This is a genomic window from Parasphingopyxis sp., assembly GCF_028279465.1.
GTDB lineage: Bacteria > Pseudomonadota > Alphaproteobacteria > Sphingomonadales > Sphingomonadaceae > Parasphingopyxis.
The window spans coordinates 54,420-70,371 of sequence record NZ_JANQNS010000003.1; the positions used below are offsets into that span (position 1 = coordinate 54,420).

Genomic DNA, 15,952 nt, shown 5'->3' on the forward strand with positions numbered 1-15,952 from the left:
TGTTCCATGGTGCGGCGTATCTTATCTCTGTTGGTGCTGCTTTGGGCGCTGGGTTTTGCGGTTTTCGCGATCAGATTGCCGGGGCCGGCCGAGCTCGAGCGGACCGATGCGATCATCGTCCTGACGGGCGGCGAATACCGGATCGATCGCGGCATCGAGCTTCTGGAGGCCGGACAGGCCGATCGCATGCTGATTTCCGGCGTGAACCGCACGGTCCGCCCGGTCGAGCTGGCCGAGGAGATCGGCAAGCCCGAAGCGCTGTTCGATTGCTGCATCGATCTCGGCCAGGAGGCCGTCGATACGCGGAGCAACGGCGCGGAAGCGGCGCGCTGGATGCGCGAAAACCGCTTCACCAGCGTGCGGCTGGTCACCACCGACTGGCATATGCCCCGCGCGCGCTTCGAATTCGATCGCGAGCTGGACGATGGCGTCACTCTGCTGCCCGATGCCGTGGTCAGCGAGCCAAGCTTCATGCAACTCTTTCTGGAATATAACAAATATCTGTTGCGCCGGTTGAGCGCGATGATCGGGCTATAGCCTTCATGGCGGCAATACGGACGATAATTTTTGCGCTCGTATTTTACGGCATGACGATTCCCTGGGTGGTCGCCGCATTGATCGGCGCTGTGCTCGGCGAGCGGGCGATGCATGGCGTAATATATGCCTGGGTGCGCTTCCATCGCTGGTGCGCGCGCTGGATTCTCGGCATCACCGTCCGTATCGAGGGCGAGATTCCCGACGGGCAATATCTGTTCGCCGCCAAGCATCAGGCGATGTTCGAAACGCTCGATTTCCTGAACCTGCTCGATACGCCGGCGCCTGTGCTTAAGAAGGAGCTGACTAATATTCCGGGCTGGGGCTGGCTCTCGGTTCGCTATGGCGGGATTGCGGTCGATCGCTCGGGCGGCGCGAAGACGATGCGGGCGATGCTGAAGCGGACGCGTGAGATTTTGGCGACCGGCCGTTCCGTCGTGATCTTTCCCGAAGGGACGCGCGTCGCGCCCGGCGAAACCCCGCCGCTACAGGCTGGCTTTGCGGGGCTCTATAAAATGGTCGGGCTACCCGTGGTGCCGATCGCGATCGAAAGCGGCCATGTCTGGCCGCGCGATAGCTGGATCAAGCGGCCGGGCGTCGTAACCTATCGGTTTTTCGACCCGATCCCGACCGGCCTGCCGCGCGAAGAGGTCGAGGCGCGAGTCCATCGCCTGATCAACGACCTAGAGGTGCGCGGCGACTAGTTCCTCGAGCGCCGCCGCGACGCCGCGCGTTTCGTCTTCGGTGCCGATCGTGATCCTGAGCGCGTGCGGGAGTTGCTGTCCCGGCAGCCAGCGGGTGATGAAATCGCGCTCCATCAGCCCTTCATAGGCCTGTTCGGCGGTCAACTTGCCCTCGAACAGGATCAGCAGGAAATTGGCCTCCGAGGGTATCGCGCGCAGCCCGGCATTGCCCATGGCCGCGATTCGGTTCGTCAGCCAGCTGCGCCATTTTCGGTTATGCGCCCGGCTTTTCGCGACGAAACCCTGATCCGCCAGCGCGGCCATAGCGGCCGCTTGTCCGGCCGTGGTGACGTTGAATGGCGCGCGTATGCGGTTCAACGCATCGATCACCGGGGCGGGCCCGTACCCCCAGCCGATCCGCTCCGCCGCCAGTCCGTAAATCTTGGAAAATGTCCGCGTTATCAGTATATTAGAAGCGTTATGCGCCAGTTCCAGTGGCGCTTGCGCCTCGTCCGGTTCGAGATATTCGGCATAGGCCTGATCGATCACGAGCAGACAATCCGGCGGCATGGCGTCATGCAGCCGCTGGATTTCGGTCATCGGTGTGTAGGTTCCGGTCGGATTGTTCGGATTGGCGAGGAATATCACCCGGGTCTTGGGCGTGATCGCTGCAAGCAGCGCGTCGATATCGGTCGCATAATCCGTGTCGGCGGCCTCGACCGGTGTCGCGCCGACCCGCTGTGCGGACAGTGGATAGACGGTGAAGCCGTAGCGGACATAGAGGATTTCGTCTCCGGCGCTCGCATAGGCGCCAGCAGCCAAATGCAGAATCTCGTCCGATCCCGTCCCGCAGATGATCCGCTCCGCTTCGATCTCGTTCAGTTCGGCAATCGCTTCGCGCAGCGCGGTCGATGCGGGATCGGGATAACGCGCCAGACTGCCCCGCGCTTCGCTCAGCGCCCGTTCCGCATCTACACTCGTTCCCAGCGGATTCTCGTTGGACGAGAGCTTGACGACCGGACCACCGGACGCCGTTTTCGCGCGCCCCGCCTTGTACGGCGTCATCGCAGCGATCCAGGGTTTCGGGGTCGGTCCGGTCATGCGGGTATCGCTAGAGCGGTTTTTGGTGCGGTTAAACCCAAAAAGCCGTTTGCCCTGAGCTTGTCGAAGGGCCGCGTTTTCTTTGGTAAGATTCAAGAGAAAAGACAGGGCTTCGACAGGCTCAGCCCGAACGGGGCCGGGTTTCCGCGTTGACAATGTTCGCCTCTCCGCCTTAGCGCCGCCTTTCCATGGTGTACGATACGTCTCTCTTCGGCGCCGCGCGCACCGTCACCCTGCCCGGGCCGTTGACGCTCGATGGCGGCGCTGTGCTCGCGCCCGTTGATTTTGCCTATGAAACCTATGGCGCTCTCAATGCCGACAGATCGAACGCCATCCTGATCTGCCATGCGCTGACGATGGATCAATATGTCGCGTCGGCGCATCCGCTGACCGGCAAGCCCGGCTGGTGGACGGCGATGGTCGGGCCCGGCAAGCCGATCGATACCGATCGCCATTTCGCCATCTGCATCAATGTGCTCGGCAGCTGTATGGGCAGCGCCGGACCGGCCAGCTCGGCGGATGACAGCAAGCCCTATGCGATGCGCTTTCCGGTTATCACGATCCGCGACATGGTCCGCGCCCAGGCGATGCTGCTCGATCATCTCGGAATCGATACGCTGCAGTCCGTGATCGGCGGCTCGATGGGCGGGATGCAGGTGCTCGAATGGGCGGCCTGCTATCCCGAGCGCGTCCGCTCGGCGATCGCCATCGCCACGGCGGCCAAGCATTCGGCGCAAAATATCGCCTTTCACGAAGTCGGGCGGCAGGCGATCATGGCCGATCCGAACTGGCGCGGCGGCGATTATTATGCGGATGGCGAGCCGCCGACCAAGGGCCTCGCCGTGGCCCGGATGGCCGCGCACATCACTTATCTCTCCGAAGAAGGGCTCACGGAAAAGTTTGGCCGCCGCTTACAGGCCAAGCCGGGGCAGGAAACGGGCGCGAAAAGCTTCGGCTTCGACGCCGATTTCCAGATCGAAAGCTATTTACGGCATCAGGGGATCAGCTTCGTCGACCGGTTCGATGCGAACAGCTATCTCTATATCACGCGCGCGATGGATTATTTCGATCTGGCCGAGGAGCATGGCGGCCTGCTCGCCAACGCGTTCAAGGGTACGAAGACGCGCTTTTGTGTGATCAGCTTCGATAGCGACTGGCTCTATCCGACCAGCGAAGCGAAAACGATCGTCCGCGCACTCAATGCCAGCGGTGCCGAAGTCAGCTTCGTCGAACTCTCCTCGCCCTTCGGTCATGACGCCTTCCTGCTCGATACGCCCGGCATGAATGCGACGGTCGACGGGTTTCTGAAAGCGGGGGAGGGGAAGTGAGCGTTTTGTTTGTCAGAAAATTCCTTGTGGAAATTCGCCGCACCGGCTCGCACCCCCTCCCGGCCTCCCAACACGGTACACTCAAGTGGGAGGTCGGGAGGGGGTGCGGGCCGGTGCGGCGCCTGAGCGAAGCGAAGGCCTGACAGATGAATCAGCTCCGCCCCGACCTTGCGATTATCGCCGATCATGTGCCCGCAGGCGCGCGGGTGCTCGATATCGGCTGCGGCGACGGTGGCCTGATGGCGGCCATCCGGGATGCGAAAGGCGCGGATGCGCGAGGGCTGGAGCTTGATGCGGACAATGTCGCCCAGGCGATGGCCAAGGGCCTGTCGGTGGTGCAGGGCGATGCCGATACCGATCTCGCCGACTATCCCGACGACGCGTTCGACTATGCGATCCTGAGCCAGACGCTGCAGACGACGCGCGCGCCCGACGCGATCCTCGCCGAGCTGCTGCGCATCGCGCCGCGCGCTTTCGTCAGCTTCCCCAATTTCGCCTATTGGCGCGTGCGCGCGAGCCTGATGTTCGGCGGCCGGATGCCGGTCACCGGCGCGCTGCCCTTAAGCTGGTACGCGACCGAGAATATCCACCACGTCACCATCGACGATTTCCGCGCGCTGGTCGGCGAGCAGGGCCTCGCGGTGGAACGCGCCTGGTATCTGAGCGGCAATACGCAGCGCGGCGCGGGCGCGGCAAACTTGCTGGCGGAGCAAGCGGTGTTTTTGTTAGGGCGTTAGCCCCTGAGCTCTCCGCCAGCCTTCTCCGCCGCTTTCACCACCTTCTCCGAAATCGCTTTCAGATCGTCTTCGGTGAAGCTCCTCTCGGCCGGTTGCAGCGTCACTTCGATCGCAACCGATTTCCTGCCCTCCGGAACGCCCTCACCGGTGAACACATCGAAGATACGCGCATCGACCAGATGCTGCTTGTCTGCGCCCTTGACCGCGCGGAGCAGGTCGCCGGCCGGCGTGTCGGCGTCGAGCAGGAAGGCGAAGTCGCGGGTGACGACTTGCAGCGCGGGCGGGGTGAAGGCCTTGCGCATATGGCCCGAACTGCGCGGTATCGGGATCGCGTCGAGATAGATTTCGCCGGCCATCACTGGGCCGTCGAGATCGAGCGCCTTCAGCGTATTCGGGTGCAGCTCGCCGAATTCGGCTAGCATGTTCTTCGGGCCAAGACACAAGCGGCCGGAGCGGCCCGGATGATAGAGCGCGCTCGCATCGCCGAAGAGTTGCAGATTGGCGGTCGGCGCGCCGGCCGCCTCGAGCAGCGTGACAATCTCGGCCTTGACGTCATAGGCGTCGAACGGCGCGCCGCCGCCTTGCCAGTGGCGGCCATCCTTTGCGCCCGCGAGGATCAGGCCGAGCGTCGGGCGCTCTTCTTCCTCAAGGTAACGCCGGCCGATCTCGAACAGCCTTATGCTGTGCGCGCCGCGATCCGCATTGCGTTTTGCTGCGGCGGCGAGACCCGGGATCATCGAGGTGCGCATGACCTTCATATCCTCGCTGATCGGGTTGGCGAGGATCCAGGGCGCGTCGCCCGACAGCGCGGCCTCGGCTTCGGGAATGAAGCTCCAGGTTACCGCCTCGTTCAGCCCGCGCGCGGCGGCGGCACGGCGCACCGTGCGTTCGCGCTTCTGTTCGGGCGAGGCGGTCGGCGTCGCGACGCCCTCGGCGCGCGGCAGCGGTGTCGAGGGTATGGCGTCATAGCTTTCGAGCCGCAGCACTTCCTCGACCAGATCGGGCGCGCCATCGACATCGCGCCGCCAGGTCGGCGCCGTGACCTCGAACGGACCGTCGCCGGTGACGGTGAAACCGAGCGCCTCGAGCGATGCGCGCTGTTTGTCGGCCGGGATGGCGAGCCCGCCGAGCGTTTCGGCGAGCTGTGGGTCGTAGCTAACGGTTTTCGTGTCGAGCGGCGGCTGGCCCGCGCGCACGACTTCGGACGGCGTACCGCCGCACAGCGCCTGAACGAGCAGCGTCGCGACGGTCAGCCCGTCATCGAGAAAGGCCGGATCGACCCCGCGTTCGAAGCGCGCGCGCGCATCGGACATCAGGCCGAGTTTCTGCCCGGTCCGGGAGATGCGTGGCGGATCGAAATAGGCGCATTCGATCACGATATCGGTCGTGCCGTCCTGCACGCCCGAATGCTCGCCGCCCATGATGCCGCCGATATCGTGGACACCATGCTCGTCGGCGATCACGGTCATCGTGTCGTCGAGCACATATTCCTTGCCGTTAAGCGCAACGACCTTTTCGCCATTCTCGGCCCGGCGCGCGAAGATCGCATCGCCCAGCGTCGCGCGGTCGTAAACGTGCAGCGGCCGGCCGAGATCGATCATCACGAAATTGGTGATGTCGACGAGCGCCGAAATCGGCTTCTGGCCAATCGCGCGCAGCCGCTTGGCCATCCAGTCCGGCGATGTGCCGTTGGCGACGCCTGCAACGGTGCGCCCGAAAAAGGCCGGACATCCGTCGGGATCGTCGGTGCGGATCTCGATGGACGGCGCGCCTTCGCCGGCAATCGGTTTCACGGCTTCGCACTGCCCAGTCGTCGCATCGTTGACGCCGGCGCCTGCTTCCGCGCCGGCGGGCGCATAGGCTTCGGCCAGCGGCTTGAGCCGCCCGAGGCCGGCGGCTGCCAGATCGCGCGCCACGCCGCGCACGCCCATGCAATCCTGCCGGTTGGGCGTGATCGCGATGTCGATCACCGGATCGTCGAGCCCTGCCCATTGCGCATAGGTTTCGCCGACATGCTCGGCGGCCGCAGCGTCGAGATCGATAACCCCCTCATGCGCGTCCGACATTTCGAGTTCGCGCTCGGAGCACATCATGCCGAAGCTCTCGATGTCGCGAATCTTCGCCGGTTTCAGGGTAACGTCGATCCCGGGCACATAGGTGCCGGGCGCGGCGAAGACGCCGACCATGCCCTCGCGCGCATTGGGCGCGCCGCATACGACCTGCACGGGAATCCCGTCTCCGGTATCGACCTGCAGCAGCTGCAGCTTGTCGGCATTGGGATGTTTGTCCGCCGAGACGACGCGCGCGATCTTGAAATCGGCGAGCGTTTCGCCGGGATTTTCGACGCCTTCGACCTCGAGTCCGATCGCGGTCAGCGTCTCGAGTACGGTATCGAGATCGGCATCCGTATCGAGATGCTCTTTGAGCCAGCCCAGGGTGAACTTCATGCGCCCACTCCCGCGCTCAGCGTCGGCACATCGAGCGCTGAAAAGCCATAATGCTCGATCCAGCGCAGATCGCCGTCGAAAAAGGCGCGCAGATCGTCCATCCCATATTTGAGCATGGCGAGCCGGTCGATGCCGCAGCCGAAGGCGAAGCCCTGCCACTCATCGGGGTCGAGATTGCAGGCGGCGATCACATGGCGGTTGACCATGCCGCTGCCGCCCAGCTCCATCCAGCCGCCATCCGGGCCGTTCGGATCGCCGCCGACGATGCGCCGGCCGTTCTCGACCGAGAACCCCATATCGATCTCGGCCGATGGCTCGGTGAAGGGGAAATAGCTGGGGCGGAAGCGCAGGACGATATCGTCGCGCTCGAAAAAGGCCTTCACGAAGGTTTCGAGCGTCCATTTCAGATGCCCCATCGTGATGTCGCGATCGATCACCAATCCCTCAACCTGATGGAACATCGGCGTATGTGTCGCATCGGAATCCGAACGGTATGTGCGTCCCGGCGCGATAATGCGAAACGGCGGCTCGCCCGATGTCATCGTCCGGATCTGCACGGGCGAGGTATGCGTGCGCAGCATCATCGGCATGCCGTCGCGCATCTGGTTTTCGCCGAAATAGAAAGTGTCGTGCATCGCGCGCGCTGGATGGCTTTCGGGAATGTTGAGCGCGGTGAAGTTGTGCCAATCATCCTCGATTTCCGGCCCGGTCGCGACGGCGAAACCGAGATCGGCGAAAATTTCGGCAAGCTCGTCCATCACCTGGCTCACCGGGTGAACCGAGCCTTTGGGTGTGTCCTTCGGTGGCAGCGATAGGTCGAGCGTTTCGGAGGCCATGCGTTCGGCCAGTTCCTCTGCCGCGAGCGCGTCCTTCTTCGCTTCGATGGCGCCGGCGATCTCGCTGCGCAGTCCGTTGATCCGCGGACCTTCCACCTTGCGTTCTTCGGGCGACATGCCGCCCAGCGTCTTGAGCAGATTGGTCACCACGCCATTCTTGCCGAGCGCATGCACGCGCACCGCGTCGAGCGTGTCGAGCCCCGTGGCGACATCGATCGCTGCGGATAAATCCTGTTTCAGCTGTTCCAGATCCGGCTTTTGCTGGTCCATCATTCCGTCCGTTTCGAAGAGCATAATGCAAAAGGGCGCGTGGAGCCGTTCCGCTCCCCGCGCCCTTTACTTTGGATTTGCCGGTCTAGCTACCGGCGATTGCTGTCGCTGCCTCAGGCCTTTGCGAGCGCGTCCTTGCTCTGGGCAACGACGGCGCTAAACGCCTCCGGCTCGTTCATCGCGAGATCGGCCAGAACCTTGCGGTCCAACTCGACGCCGGCGAGCTTCAGGCCGTGCATGAAGCGGGCATAGGTCAGGTCTTCGGCGCGCACCGCCGCGTTGATCCGCTGAATCCACAGCGCGCGGAATTTCCGCTTTTTGACCTTGCGATCGCGATAGGCGTACTGGCCGGCCTTTTCGACCGCCTGACGTGCGACGCCGATCGTATTCTTGCGACGGCCCCAATAGCCTTTGGCTTCTTTTAGAAGCCGCTTGTGGCGAGCCTTGCTCGTCGTTCCGCGTTTTACTCGTGCCATGGTCTATTTCCTCAGTCCGTAGGGCGCCCATTTCTTGACGACCTTGGCATCGGCGGCAGACAGTTCGTCGGTGCCGCGATTCTGGCGGATATATTTTGCGTTATGGCTGATCAGCCGGTGGCGCTTGCCTGCGACGCCGTGCATGACCTTGCCGGTGGCGGTGATTTTGAAGCGTTTCTTCACACCGCTCTTGGTCTTCAGCTTGGGCATTTTCGTCTCCTTGCATTTGACGATTTGCGAACGGCCTCGGCAGCCCATTCCGGCCGGACAGTTCCTCACATCGTTTGGAAGATGGCGGACATAGCGACGTGCGGCCGGGAAAGCAAGATTATTGCTTGGGTGGAGTCTTTTGTCAGACCTCGCCTTAGGCTCGGCGCGGCACCGGCCCGCTCCCCCTCCCGACCCCCCAAACAGGGAACAGTCAATGGGAGGGCGGGAGGGGGAGCGGCCCGGTGCCGCGATTTCCCGCTAGGGAAATTCTGAAAAAAGAATCTGCAGCGCTCGGTCGACAGGTCGAGTCTGACAAATCAATTCCCATGCAGCGCTTCCAGCACATCGTCGAGTCGCGCCGGATCGCCGAGTGCGATCACATTGCCGTCGCTCGACCCGGATAGCGGCTCCCCGAACCAGTCGGTCATATGGCCGCCTGCACCTTCGACGACCGGGATCAGCGCGGCGAAATCGTGGATCGCGAGGCCTGCCTCGATGACGATGTCGATATGGCCGGAGGCGAGCAGGCCATAGCTATAGCAATCGCCGCCATAGATCGGGCCCTGCCGTTTCTGTGCCTGCGCCTTGGCGACGACGCGGAGAAAGGCGTTGCTCTCTTCTCCGGAGAAACAGTGCGGACTCGTCGTCGCGACCATTGCGCCGGCTAGTGCTCGGCAGCGACGGGTTTCCGCCGGTGCGCCGTTGAATTCGGTCGCCTGCCCCATCGCGCCGACCCAGCGTTCACCCGCGATTGGCTGATCAATCACGCCGAGCACGGGCCAGCCATCCTGCATCAGCGCGATCAGCGTGCCAAAAGTCGGCCGGCCGGCGATAAAGCTTACCGTGCCATCGATCGGATCGAGCACCCATTGGCGCGATGCGCCTTGGCGCTCTCGGCCGAATTCCTCGCCGATAACGCCGTCCTCGGGGCGTTCCGTTTTGAGGATCGCGCGGATCGCACTTTCTGCGGCCCGGTCTGCTTCGGTGACTGGCGAGGAATCGGCTTTGTCCTCGCGTTCGAACTCGGCGCGGAAAAAGGGGCGGATCGCTTCGCCGGCCGCATCGGCAAGGCGTTGCGCAAGGGCGAGATCATCATTCAGTGTCGGCATGGTGGCTGCCTGTTAGCGCGGCCGATGTTCGGTGCCCATGCCTGCAGTGATAAAAAGTGCGGATGCCTCGCTATCGATATCGGCCGTGTGCCAGCAGCCGGGTGGATTTACCGCATATTCGCCGGGGGTGAGGGTGACACTTTTCTTCGTTCCATCCGCCATTTCCTGATGCAGTGTCATCTCGCCCGACAGGCAGATAACGGCCTCATCGCCCTTGGGATGCATTTCCCACATATCCCAGTCTTCCGTGAACCGGTGCGCGCTGACGAGGCGGCCTTCGGCGCCATCGGCAGCCGTGCGCTCACCATAGTCTTCATACCAGGGCAGACCGGTAAATTCGGGTTGGGGGATCGCCGTCGCGCCAAGTCCGAGATGCATCGGATGGGTGAAGATATCGGCTTTGGCCATGCGTGGACAAATACCGGACGCGCGAAACCCGGTCAAACGCGCGCTGGTCGGATCAGCTCAGGAAATCCCACTCGAAATCGACCAGTTTTTCGCTCTCCTCCCACAACCATTGCGCGCGCTCGGCATTGCGGCCGCGCATGGCAACGAAGGAATCGCCGACCGGGCCGCGTGCATCGCCCCAGCCTGTCGGCCCATAATAGGCGCCCGATTGCGCCTCCTCACCGGCCGCCGCGAGCACGGTTGGAATGGCGCCGAGCGCCGAGGGTTGGGCCAAGAGCGGATTGAGAAACTTGTAAGCGAAGTTGAGCAGACCCGACGGCCCCGTGTCCTGCAGCGCGGTATTGGAATAGCCGGGATGGCAGACGATCGATTGGACGGTGCTGCCCTTGGCAGCGAGCCGGCGATGCAGCTCTAGCCCGAACAGCATATTGGCGAGTTTGGACTGGCCATAGGCCTGGGTCGGCGAATAGCTCTTCTCCAACATCAGATCGTCGGTGAAGATCGTGCCGAACTTATGGGCGATGCTCGATACCGTCACGATGCGGCCGTCCGCGTGTTCGACGAGATCGAAGAGCAGTCCGGCCCAGAGGAAATGGCCGAGATGATTGGTCGCCAGTTGCAGCTCATAGCCATCGACCGTGCGGGTTTCCGGGGTCTGCATGATCCCGGCATTGTTGATCAGCCCGTCGATCTTGTCGTAGCGCGCGCGCACGGTTTCGGCGGCCTTGCGGACGTTGGATAGATTGGACAGGTCGAGCTGAACCGTATCGATCTCGCCAGTCGCGCTGCTCTGTAGGGATGCTGCGGCGGCATTGATCTTCTGCTCGCTGCGCCCGGCAATCACGACATCGCCGCCCTTGTCCGCCAGCATCTTCGCGGCGTCGAAGCCGATCCCGCTATTGCCGCCGGTGATGATGTAGCGCTTGCCGGTCAGATCGGGCAGCGCATCGGGTTTCCAGTTGCGAATGCCGGTTTTGGTCACGTCGAGCATGGGTTTCTCCCTTGCCGCTTAGCGCGGCGTATCAATGTAGCGAATCGGTGTCTTGACATAGTTGACAAAAAAGAACAAAAATGTCAATTTCGTAATCATGAGCCAGAACGATACGCTCCATGCCGTACTGCGCGTTTTCGCGCTCTATGGCTTTCGGAAGACATCCATGGGGGACCTTGCCCATGCGATGGGGATTTCGCGCCAGGCGCTCTACAACCGCTTTTCATCCAAGGAAGGCGTGTTCGGCTGGGCGACGAAGACGCTGATCGAGCAATCGGCCGCCGAAACGCTGGCCATGCTGGAAGATGATGGGCTGGATATTCCGGACCGGCTGATGGCGGCCTATGACATCTGGGCCGGGCAACATGTTGAGACGCTTCGCGCATCGCCGCATGCCGCCGAGATTCTCACGATGGTGCACGGCGAGGCGGCTGAACTGTCGGAACAGGCCGAACGCTATATCAACGCAAAAGTGGCCAAGCTGTTCGCCGGGCAATCGGCCGGGATTTCGGACGCCCGCGCCGTCGATATGGCGCATACGCTCTATTGGGCCTCGAAAGGCCTGCTTCACACGGCCAAGGATCATGCCGCCTATCGCGACGGGCTTGCCCGGGTGATTTCCGCGCTGGTGCCGGCTTAGTCGAACAGGCTGGAGACCGAGCTCTCGTCGGCGATGCGCCGGATCGCTTCTGCGAAAAGCGGCGCGATAGGCAGGTGCCGGATTTTCTCGGCCTCGGCGATAGCATCGTGATTGCCGATCGAATCGGTGATCACCAGCTCCTTCATCACCGAACCGTCGACCCGCGCGACTGCGCCGCCCGAGAGCACGCCATGCGTGCAATAGGCCATCACCTCTTCCGCGCCCGATTCCTTCATCGCCGCAGCGGCGTTGCACAGCGTGCCGGCGGAATCGACGATATCGTCGACGATAATGCAGAAACGGCCTTCGACCGTGCCGATGATGTTCATCACTTCGGATTCGCCCGGCTTCTCCCGCCGTTTGTCGATGATCGCGAGCGGCGCATTGTCGAGCCGCTTGGCGAGCGCGCGGGCGCGCACCACGCCGCCCACGTCCGGCGAAACCACGGTGATGTCTTTCTTCGAGAAACGCGCGGAAATATCCGCCGCCATCACCGGCGCGCCATAGAGATTGTCGGTCGGGATATCGAAAAAGCCCTGAATCTGGCCGGCGTGCAGGTCCATGGTCAGCACGCGATTGGCGCCGGCGGTGGTAATGAGATTGGCAACGAGCTTGGCCGAGATCGGCGTGCGCGGGCCAGGCTTCCGGTCCTGCCGGGCATAGCCGAAATAGGGGAGGACCGCCGTGATCCGCTTCGCCGAGGCGCGTTTCAGCGCATCGATGATGATCAGAAGCTCCATCAGATTGTCGTTCGCCGGATAGCTGGTCGACTGGACGACGAACACATCTTCGCCGCGGACATTTTCGAGGATTTCGACGAAAATCTCTTCGTCCGCAAAGCGCCGGACATTGGCTTCGGTGAGCGGGATTTCGAGATATTGGGAGATCGCGCTCGCCAGCGGCAGATTGGAATTACCCGACAGCAATTTCATGAGCACACTCCCCTTTGCGGTAGCGTTTTACGCCGTGGCCGGAAAAAATAAACCGGTCGCCCGCGCTTTTCTGGGGAGTGTGGCGTACGCCGCGATATCGGACCGTCAGAGCCAGCCCTCGGCGCGCAATTTTTCCTGCCGGCTCCGCGCGACCGGGGCGAGCAGGCCGTTAGCGAGCTCGAGCTTGATCGCGCGCCCCTCGCGCCGGATCGCGCGCACCTGATCGCGCGCCACCCACCAGCTGCGATGCACCTGCATCCCTTCGACCCCGTCCAGCTCGGCCATCGCATCGCGCAGCCGCATCAGCAGCATTTCGCTGCCCGCCAGCGTATGCGCCTTCACATAATGGTCCTGCATTTCGAGGCAGACGAGATGATCGCCGAGCTCGGGCGGGAGGCGCTTGAAAAAAGGCGCGTCGGGCCGCTCGGGCATGGCGATATCCCGCACGTCGAGCGGTTTCGGCGCGGCCACGGCTTCCGGCGCGGCATCGCTTTCGTCACGACCCGCGAACAACGTCCCCATGATGATCTGGACGCCAAGCCCGATGCCGAAGACCTGCAGATAGAGCAGCGGAAAACCGGGGCCGTAATAATGATCGTCGATCGCGAAGCCAGCGATGGCATAGGCGATCAGCAGGGTCAGCGGCAGCGCCGCCAGCGCGGCGGCAATCAGCAGCGCGGCCCATAGCGGCACCGGCGTTTCTTCGGACAGCCACAAGGCGACGACATAGACAGGCCGGTACAGCGCATAGCCGATCAGGATGAAGCCGACCCAATAGGCGAGCCGCAAAGCCGGCGGCATTTCATAGGTACCGAATGGCCCGAGCAGCCCGAGCACAAGCCCGATCGCGGCAATGATGAAAATCTCGATGGCCAATTGGCGCATTTGCATGATTTCGGACTGTCCCGTTCGCGCTTCGTGAATGGGCGAATAGCCTACTTCCGCGGGGTTGGCGAAATATTTGCGCGCCTCACGCAGCTTTGCTTGCCGGCGAACGGGCCTCTGCCAGTCTTGCCGCACAGCCATGAGGAACACGACCATGACCACCGCCAACCGGCCCCTGCCAAAGCGATCGAGCCTGGGCACGATCCTCCTTATCGCGCTCGGCACGATCATACTCACCCTCACTCTGACCGCATTGAGCTTCGGCGGCGCGGCGGAACCTGAATCGGTGAGGTCCATGGAGAATTTGCCGTTGCCGCTGATCCTCCATATCGCCACCGTCGTGCCGGCCTTGCCGCTTGGCGCCTGGGTCCTGTTCCGCCGCAAGGGCGATGCGCTCCACAGGCTGCTCGGGCGAATCTGGGCGGCATTGATGCTGACGACGGCGGTGGTGAGCCTGTGGGTCGGCGAGAGCTTCTCCTTCATCCACATTTTCTCCGCGATCGTTATCGTCTCGATCCCCTATGCCGTCTGGCAGGCGCGGCGCGGCAATATCGAGGCGCATTACAAGGCGATGGAAGGCGTCTATATCGGCATCATCATCGCCGGCGCCTTCACCTTCATTCCGGGCCGGCTGTTCGGGACGATGCTGTTCGGCTGAACGGCACGCAGTTTCGATTTGCGGCGCGCGCGGCCCGCGCCTAAGAGCGGCGCATGACGGATCGGCTGGCCATAGCATTCGCGCAGCTCAATCAGGTGATGGGCGATCTCGCCGGCAATGCCGATGCGATGCTCGGCGCGCGGGCCGACTGCCCCGAGGCCGATCTGATCGTCTTTCCGGAATTGCAGCTGATCGGCTATCCGCCGGAAGATCTGGTCCTTAAACCCGCGCTGATCGAACGGGCGAGGGCCGAACTGGAGCGGATGGCCGCGGCCACGGCTTCCGGCGGCCCGGCGATGCTTGTCGGCACGGCGATGGTCGAGGAGGGCAGGCTCCATAACGTTATGGCGCTGCTCGATGGCGGCGAGATCGCGGCGGTCGTCCGCAAGCATCGCCTCCCCAACTACGGCACGTTTGACGAACTGCGCCTCTTCAAGCCCGGGCCTTTGCCCGATCCGATCGATTTTCGCGGTGTAAAGATCGGCGTGCCGATCTGCGAGGATATCTGGGTCGATGGTGTCTGTGCGCATCTCGCGTCGCGCGGCGCGGAGCTGTTCATCGTGCCCAATGGCAGCCCCTATGAGGTGGAGAAAGACGATATCCGGCTGGCGCTGGCGCGCGGTCGCGCCGCCGATACGGGCCTGCCGCTCGCCTATCTCAACCGGGTCGGCGGGCAGGACGAGATTGTGTTCGACGGCTCCTCCTTCATCCTCAACAAGGATGGCGAGATCGCGTGGCAGTATGCCGATTGGGAAGAGGAAGTCGCGACGACGGTGTGGGAGAAGCAGGCAGATGGCTGGGCCTGCACCGACGGACCGCAGCATCAGCTCGACGATCATCCGGCGGACATTTACCATGCGATGCTGATCGGCCTGCGCGACTATGTGAACCGCAACCGCTTCCCGGGCGTCGTGCTCGGCCTGTCCGGCGGGATCGACAGCGCGCTCTCCGCGGCCGTCGCCGTCGATGCGCTGGGCGCGGACCGGGTCTGGTGCGTGATGATGCCGTCGCGCTTCACGTCGCAAGAGAGCCTCGATGATGCGGCGGGCTGCGCGGAAATGCTCAGCTGCAAGCTCGATACGATCCCGATTCACCCAGCGGTAGAGGGTTTCGACGCGATGCTCGAAGACAGTTTCGCGGACGCTGAAGTCGATATCACCGAGGAGAACATCCAGTCGCGCATCCGCGGCGTGACGCTGATGGCGCTCTCCAACAAGTTCGGCCATATGCTGCTGACGACCGGCAACAAGTCCGAAATGGCGGTCGGCTATGCGACCATCTATGGGGATATGGCCGGCGGTTATTCGGTGCTGAAGGACGCCTACAAGACGACCGTCTTCGCGCTGTCGCGCTTCCGCAACGATACCCGGCCGAGCCTTGCCATGGGCCCGGATGGGCCGGTCATGCCCGAAAGCGTCATCACCAAACCGCCGACGGCAGAATTGCGCCCCGATCAGAAGGACAGCGATTCGCTGCCGCCTTATGACGTACTCGATCCGATCCTGATGGGGCTGGTAGAAGAGGAGGTCGGTATCGACGCGCTGGTCGAACGCGGCTTCGAGCGGGAGACCGTCGCGCGGATCGAACGGCTGCTTTACATCGCCGAATATAAACGCCGCCAGGCCCCGCCGGGCGTGAAGATCGGTGTCCGCAATTTCGGCCGCGACCGCCGCTATCCGATCACCAATGCGTTCCGGACGCACTGAG

Annotated in this window: 17 protein-coding genes; 7 read left to right on the forward strand and 10 right to left on the reverse strand. The window is 63.1% G+C overall.

All coding sequences use genetic code 11. From position 1 onward, the window contains the following. Positions 1 to 6: 6 nt before the first annotated feature. Both Q0974_RS01235 and Q0974_RS01240 read left to right on the forward strand, forming a co-directional pair. A complete protein-coding gene (locus Q0974_RS01235) occupies positions 7 to 537 on the forward strand; it encodes a YdcF family protein (protein ID WP_299321652.1) in 531 nt (176 codons plus the stop codon). A 5-nt stretch (positions 538 to 542) separates the two neighbouring features. After that, positions 543 to 1,238, forward strand: a complete 696-nt coding sequence (locus Q0974_RS01240) for a 1-acyl-sn-glycerol-3-phosphate acyltransferase (RefSeq protein ID WP_299321655.1) — start codon at positions 543 to 545, stop codon at positions 1,236 to 1,238. On the opposite strand, the gene hisC is transcribed toward Q0974_RS01240, so the two are convergent. Next, positions 1,218 to 2,318, reverse strand: a complete 1,101-nt coding sequence (hisC, locus tag Q0974_RS01245) for a histidinol-phosphate transaminase (RefSeq protein ID WP_299321658.1) — start codon at positions 2,316 to 2,318, stop codon at positions 1,218 to 1,220. The two genes, Q0974_RS01240 and hisC, sit on opposite strands and share 21 nt — an antisense overlap. A gap of 188 nt (positions 2,319 to 2,506) precedes the next feature. On the opposite strand from hisC, the gene Q0974_RS01250 reads away from it, so the two are divergent. Beyond that, positions 2,507 to 3,646 carry a homoserine O-acetyltransferase gene (locus tag Q0974_RS01250; protein ID WP_299321660.1) on the forward strand — a complete coding sequence of 380 codons (1,140 nt, stop codon included), beginning with the start codon at positions 2,507 to 2,509 and terminating at the stop codon, positions 3,644 to 3,646. 146 nt (positions 3,647 to 3,792) lie between these two features. Further along, on the forward strand, positions 3,793 to 4,383 hold the full coding sequence (gene metW / locus Q0974_RS01255; protein ID WP_299321663.1) for a methionine biosynthesis protein MetW: 591 nt from the start codon (positions 3,793 to 3,795) through the stop codon (positions 4,381 to 4,383). Here the strand turns inward: metW and pheT are convergent. From pheT to Q0974_RS01290, 7 genes are all read right to left on the reverse strand, one after another. Beyond that, the gene (gene pheT, locus Q0974_RS01260) at positions 4,380 to 6,830 is read right to left on the reverse strand and encodes a phenylalanine--tRNA ligase subunit beta (RefSeq protein ID WP_299321666.1); all 2,451 of its coding nucleotides are present in this window, start codon (positions 6,828 to 6,830) and stop codon (positions 4,380 to 4,382) included. The two genes, metW and pheT, sit on opposite strands and share 4 nt — an antisense overlap. Further along, positions 6,827 to 7,939: a phenylalanine--tRNA ligase subunit alpha gene (pheS, locus tag Q0974_RS01265; protein WP_299321668.1), complete on the reverse strand. Its 1,113-nt coding sequence runs from the start codon at positions 7,937 to 7,939 to the stop codon at positions 6,827 to 6,829. The genes pheT and pheS overlap by 4 nt, the downstream gene beginning before the upstream one ends. Before the next feature lie 110 nt (positions 7,940 to 8,049). Then, on the reverse strand, positions 8,050 to 8,412 hold the full coding sequence (gene rplT / locus Q0974_RS01270) for a 50S ribosomal protein L20 (RefSeq protein ID WP_299321671.1): 363 nt from the start codon (positions 8,410 to 8,412) through the stop codon (positions 8,050 to 8,052). A 3-nt stretch (positions 8,413 to 8,415) separates the two neighbouring features. Further along, entirely contained in the window at positions 8,416 to 8,622 is a 207-nt protein-coding gene (gene rpmI, locus Q0974_RS01275) for a 50S ribosomal protein L35 (protein WP_116236444.1), read from the reverse strand. A gap of 317 nt (positions 8,623 to 8,939) precedes the next feature. Next, the gene (gene hisN / locus Q0974_RS01280) at positions 8,940 to 9,731 is read right to left on the reverse strand and encodes a histidinol-phosphatase (protein ID WP_299321683.1); all 792 of its coding nucleotides are present in this window, start codon (positions 9,729 to 9,731) and stop codon (positions 8,940 to 8,942) included. 12 nt (positions 9,732 to 9,743) lie between these two features. Next, the gene (locus Q0974_RS01285) at positions 9,744 to 10,139 is read right to left on the reverse strand and encodes a cupin domain-containing protein (protein WP_299321685.1); all 396 of its coding nucleotides are present in this window, start codon (positions 10,137 to 10,139) and stop codon (positions 9,744 to 9,746) included. A 52-nt stretch (positions 10,140 to 10,191) separates the two neighbouring features. Next, positions 10,192 to 11,130 carry an oxidoreductase gene (locus Q0974_RS01290; RefSeq protein ID WP_299321687.1) on the reverse strand — a complete coding sequence of 313 codons (939 nt, stop codon included), beginning with the start codon at positions 11,128 to 11,130 and terminating at the stop codon, positions 10,192 to 10,194. Positions 11,131 to 11,227: 97 nt separating this feature from the next. Between Q0974_RS01290 and Q0974_RS01295 the strand changes: the two genes are divergently transcribed. After that, positions 11,228 to 11,770 (forward strand): TetR/AcrR family transcriptional regulator, encoded by a 543-nt coding sequence (locus Q0974_RS01295; protein ID WP_299321689.1) that lies wholly within the window; start codon positions 11,228 to 11,230, stop codon positions 11,768 to 11,770. On the opposite strand, the gene Q0974_RS01300 is transcribed toward Q0974_RS01295, so the two are convergent. Then, positions 11,767 to 12,702 carry a ribose-phosphate pyrophosphokinase gene (locus Q0974_RS01300; RefSeq protein WP_299321691.1) on the reverse strand — a complete coding sequence of 312 codons (936 nt, stop codon included), beginning with the start codon at positions 12,700 to 12,702 and terminating at the stop codon, positions 11,767 to 11,769. The genes Q0974_RS01295 and Q0974_RS01300 overlap by 4 nt on opposite strands. Positions 12,703 to 12,807: 105 nt before the next feature. After that, a complete protein-coding gene (locus Q0974_RS01305) occupies positions 12,808 to 13,587 on the reverse strand; it encodes a LytTR family DNA-binding domain-containing protein (RefSeq protein WP_299321694.1) in 780 nt (259 codons plus the stop codon). 154 nt (positions 13,588 to 13,741) lie between these two features. Here Q0974_RS01305 and Q0974_RS01310 point away from each other — a divergent pair, with 154 nt between their 5' ends. Both Q0974_RS01310 and Q0974_RS01315 read left to right on the forward strand, forming a co-directional pair. Next, complete coding sequence (locus tag Q0974_RS01310) at positions 13,742 to 14,245, forward strand: DUF2306 domain-containing protein (protein ID WP_299321696.1); 504 nt, start codon at positions 13,742 to 13,744, stop codon at positions 14,243 to 14,245. Positions 14,246 to 14,298: 53 nt separating this feature from the next. Then, positions 14,299 to 15,951 (forward strand): NAD+ synthase, encoded by a 1,653-nt coding sequence (locus Q0974_RS01315; RefSeq protein WP_299321698.1) that lies wholly within the window; start codon positions 14,299 to 14,301, stop codon positions 15,949 to 15,951. Position 15,952: the final 1 nt, after the last annotated feature.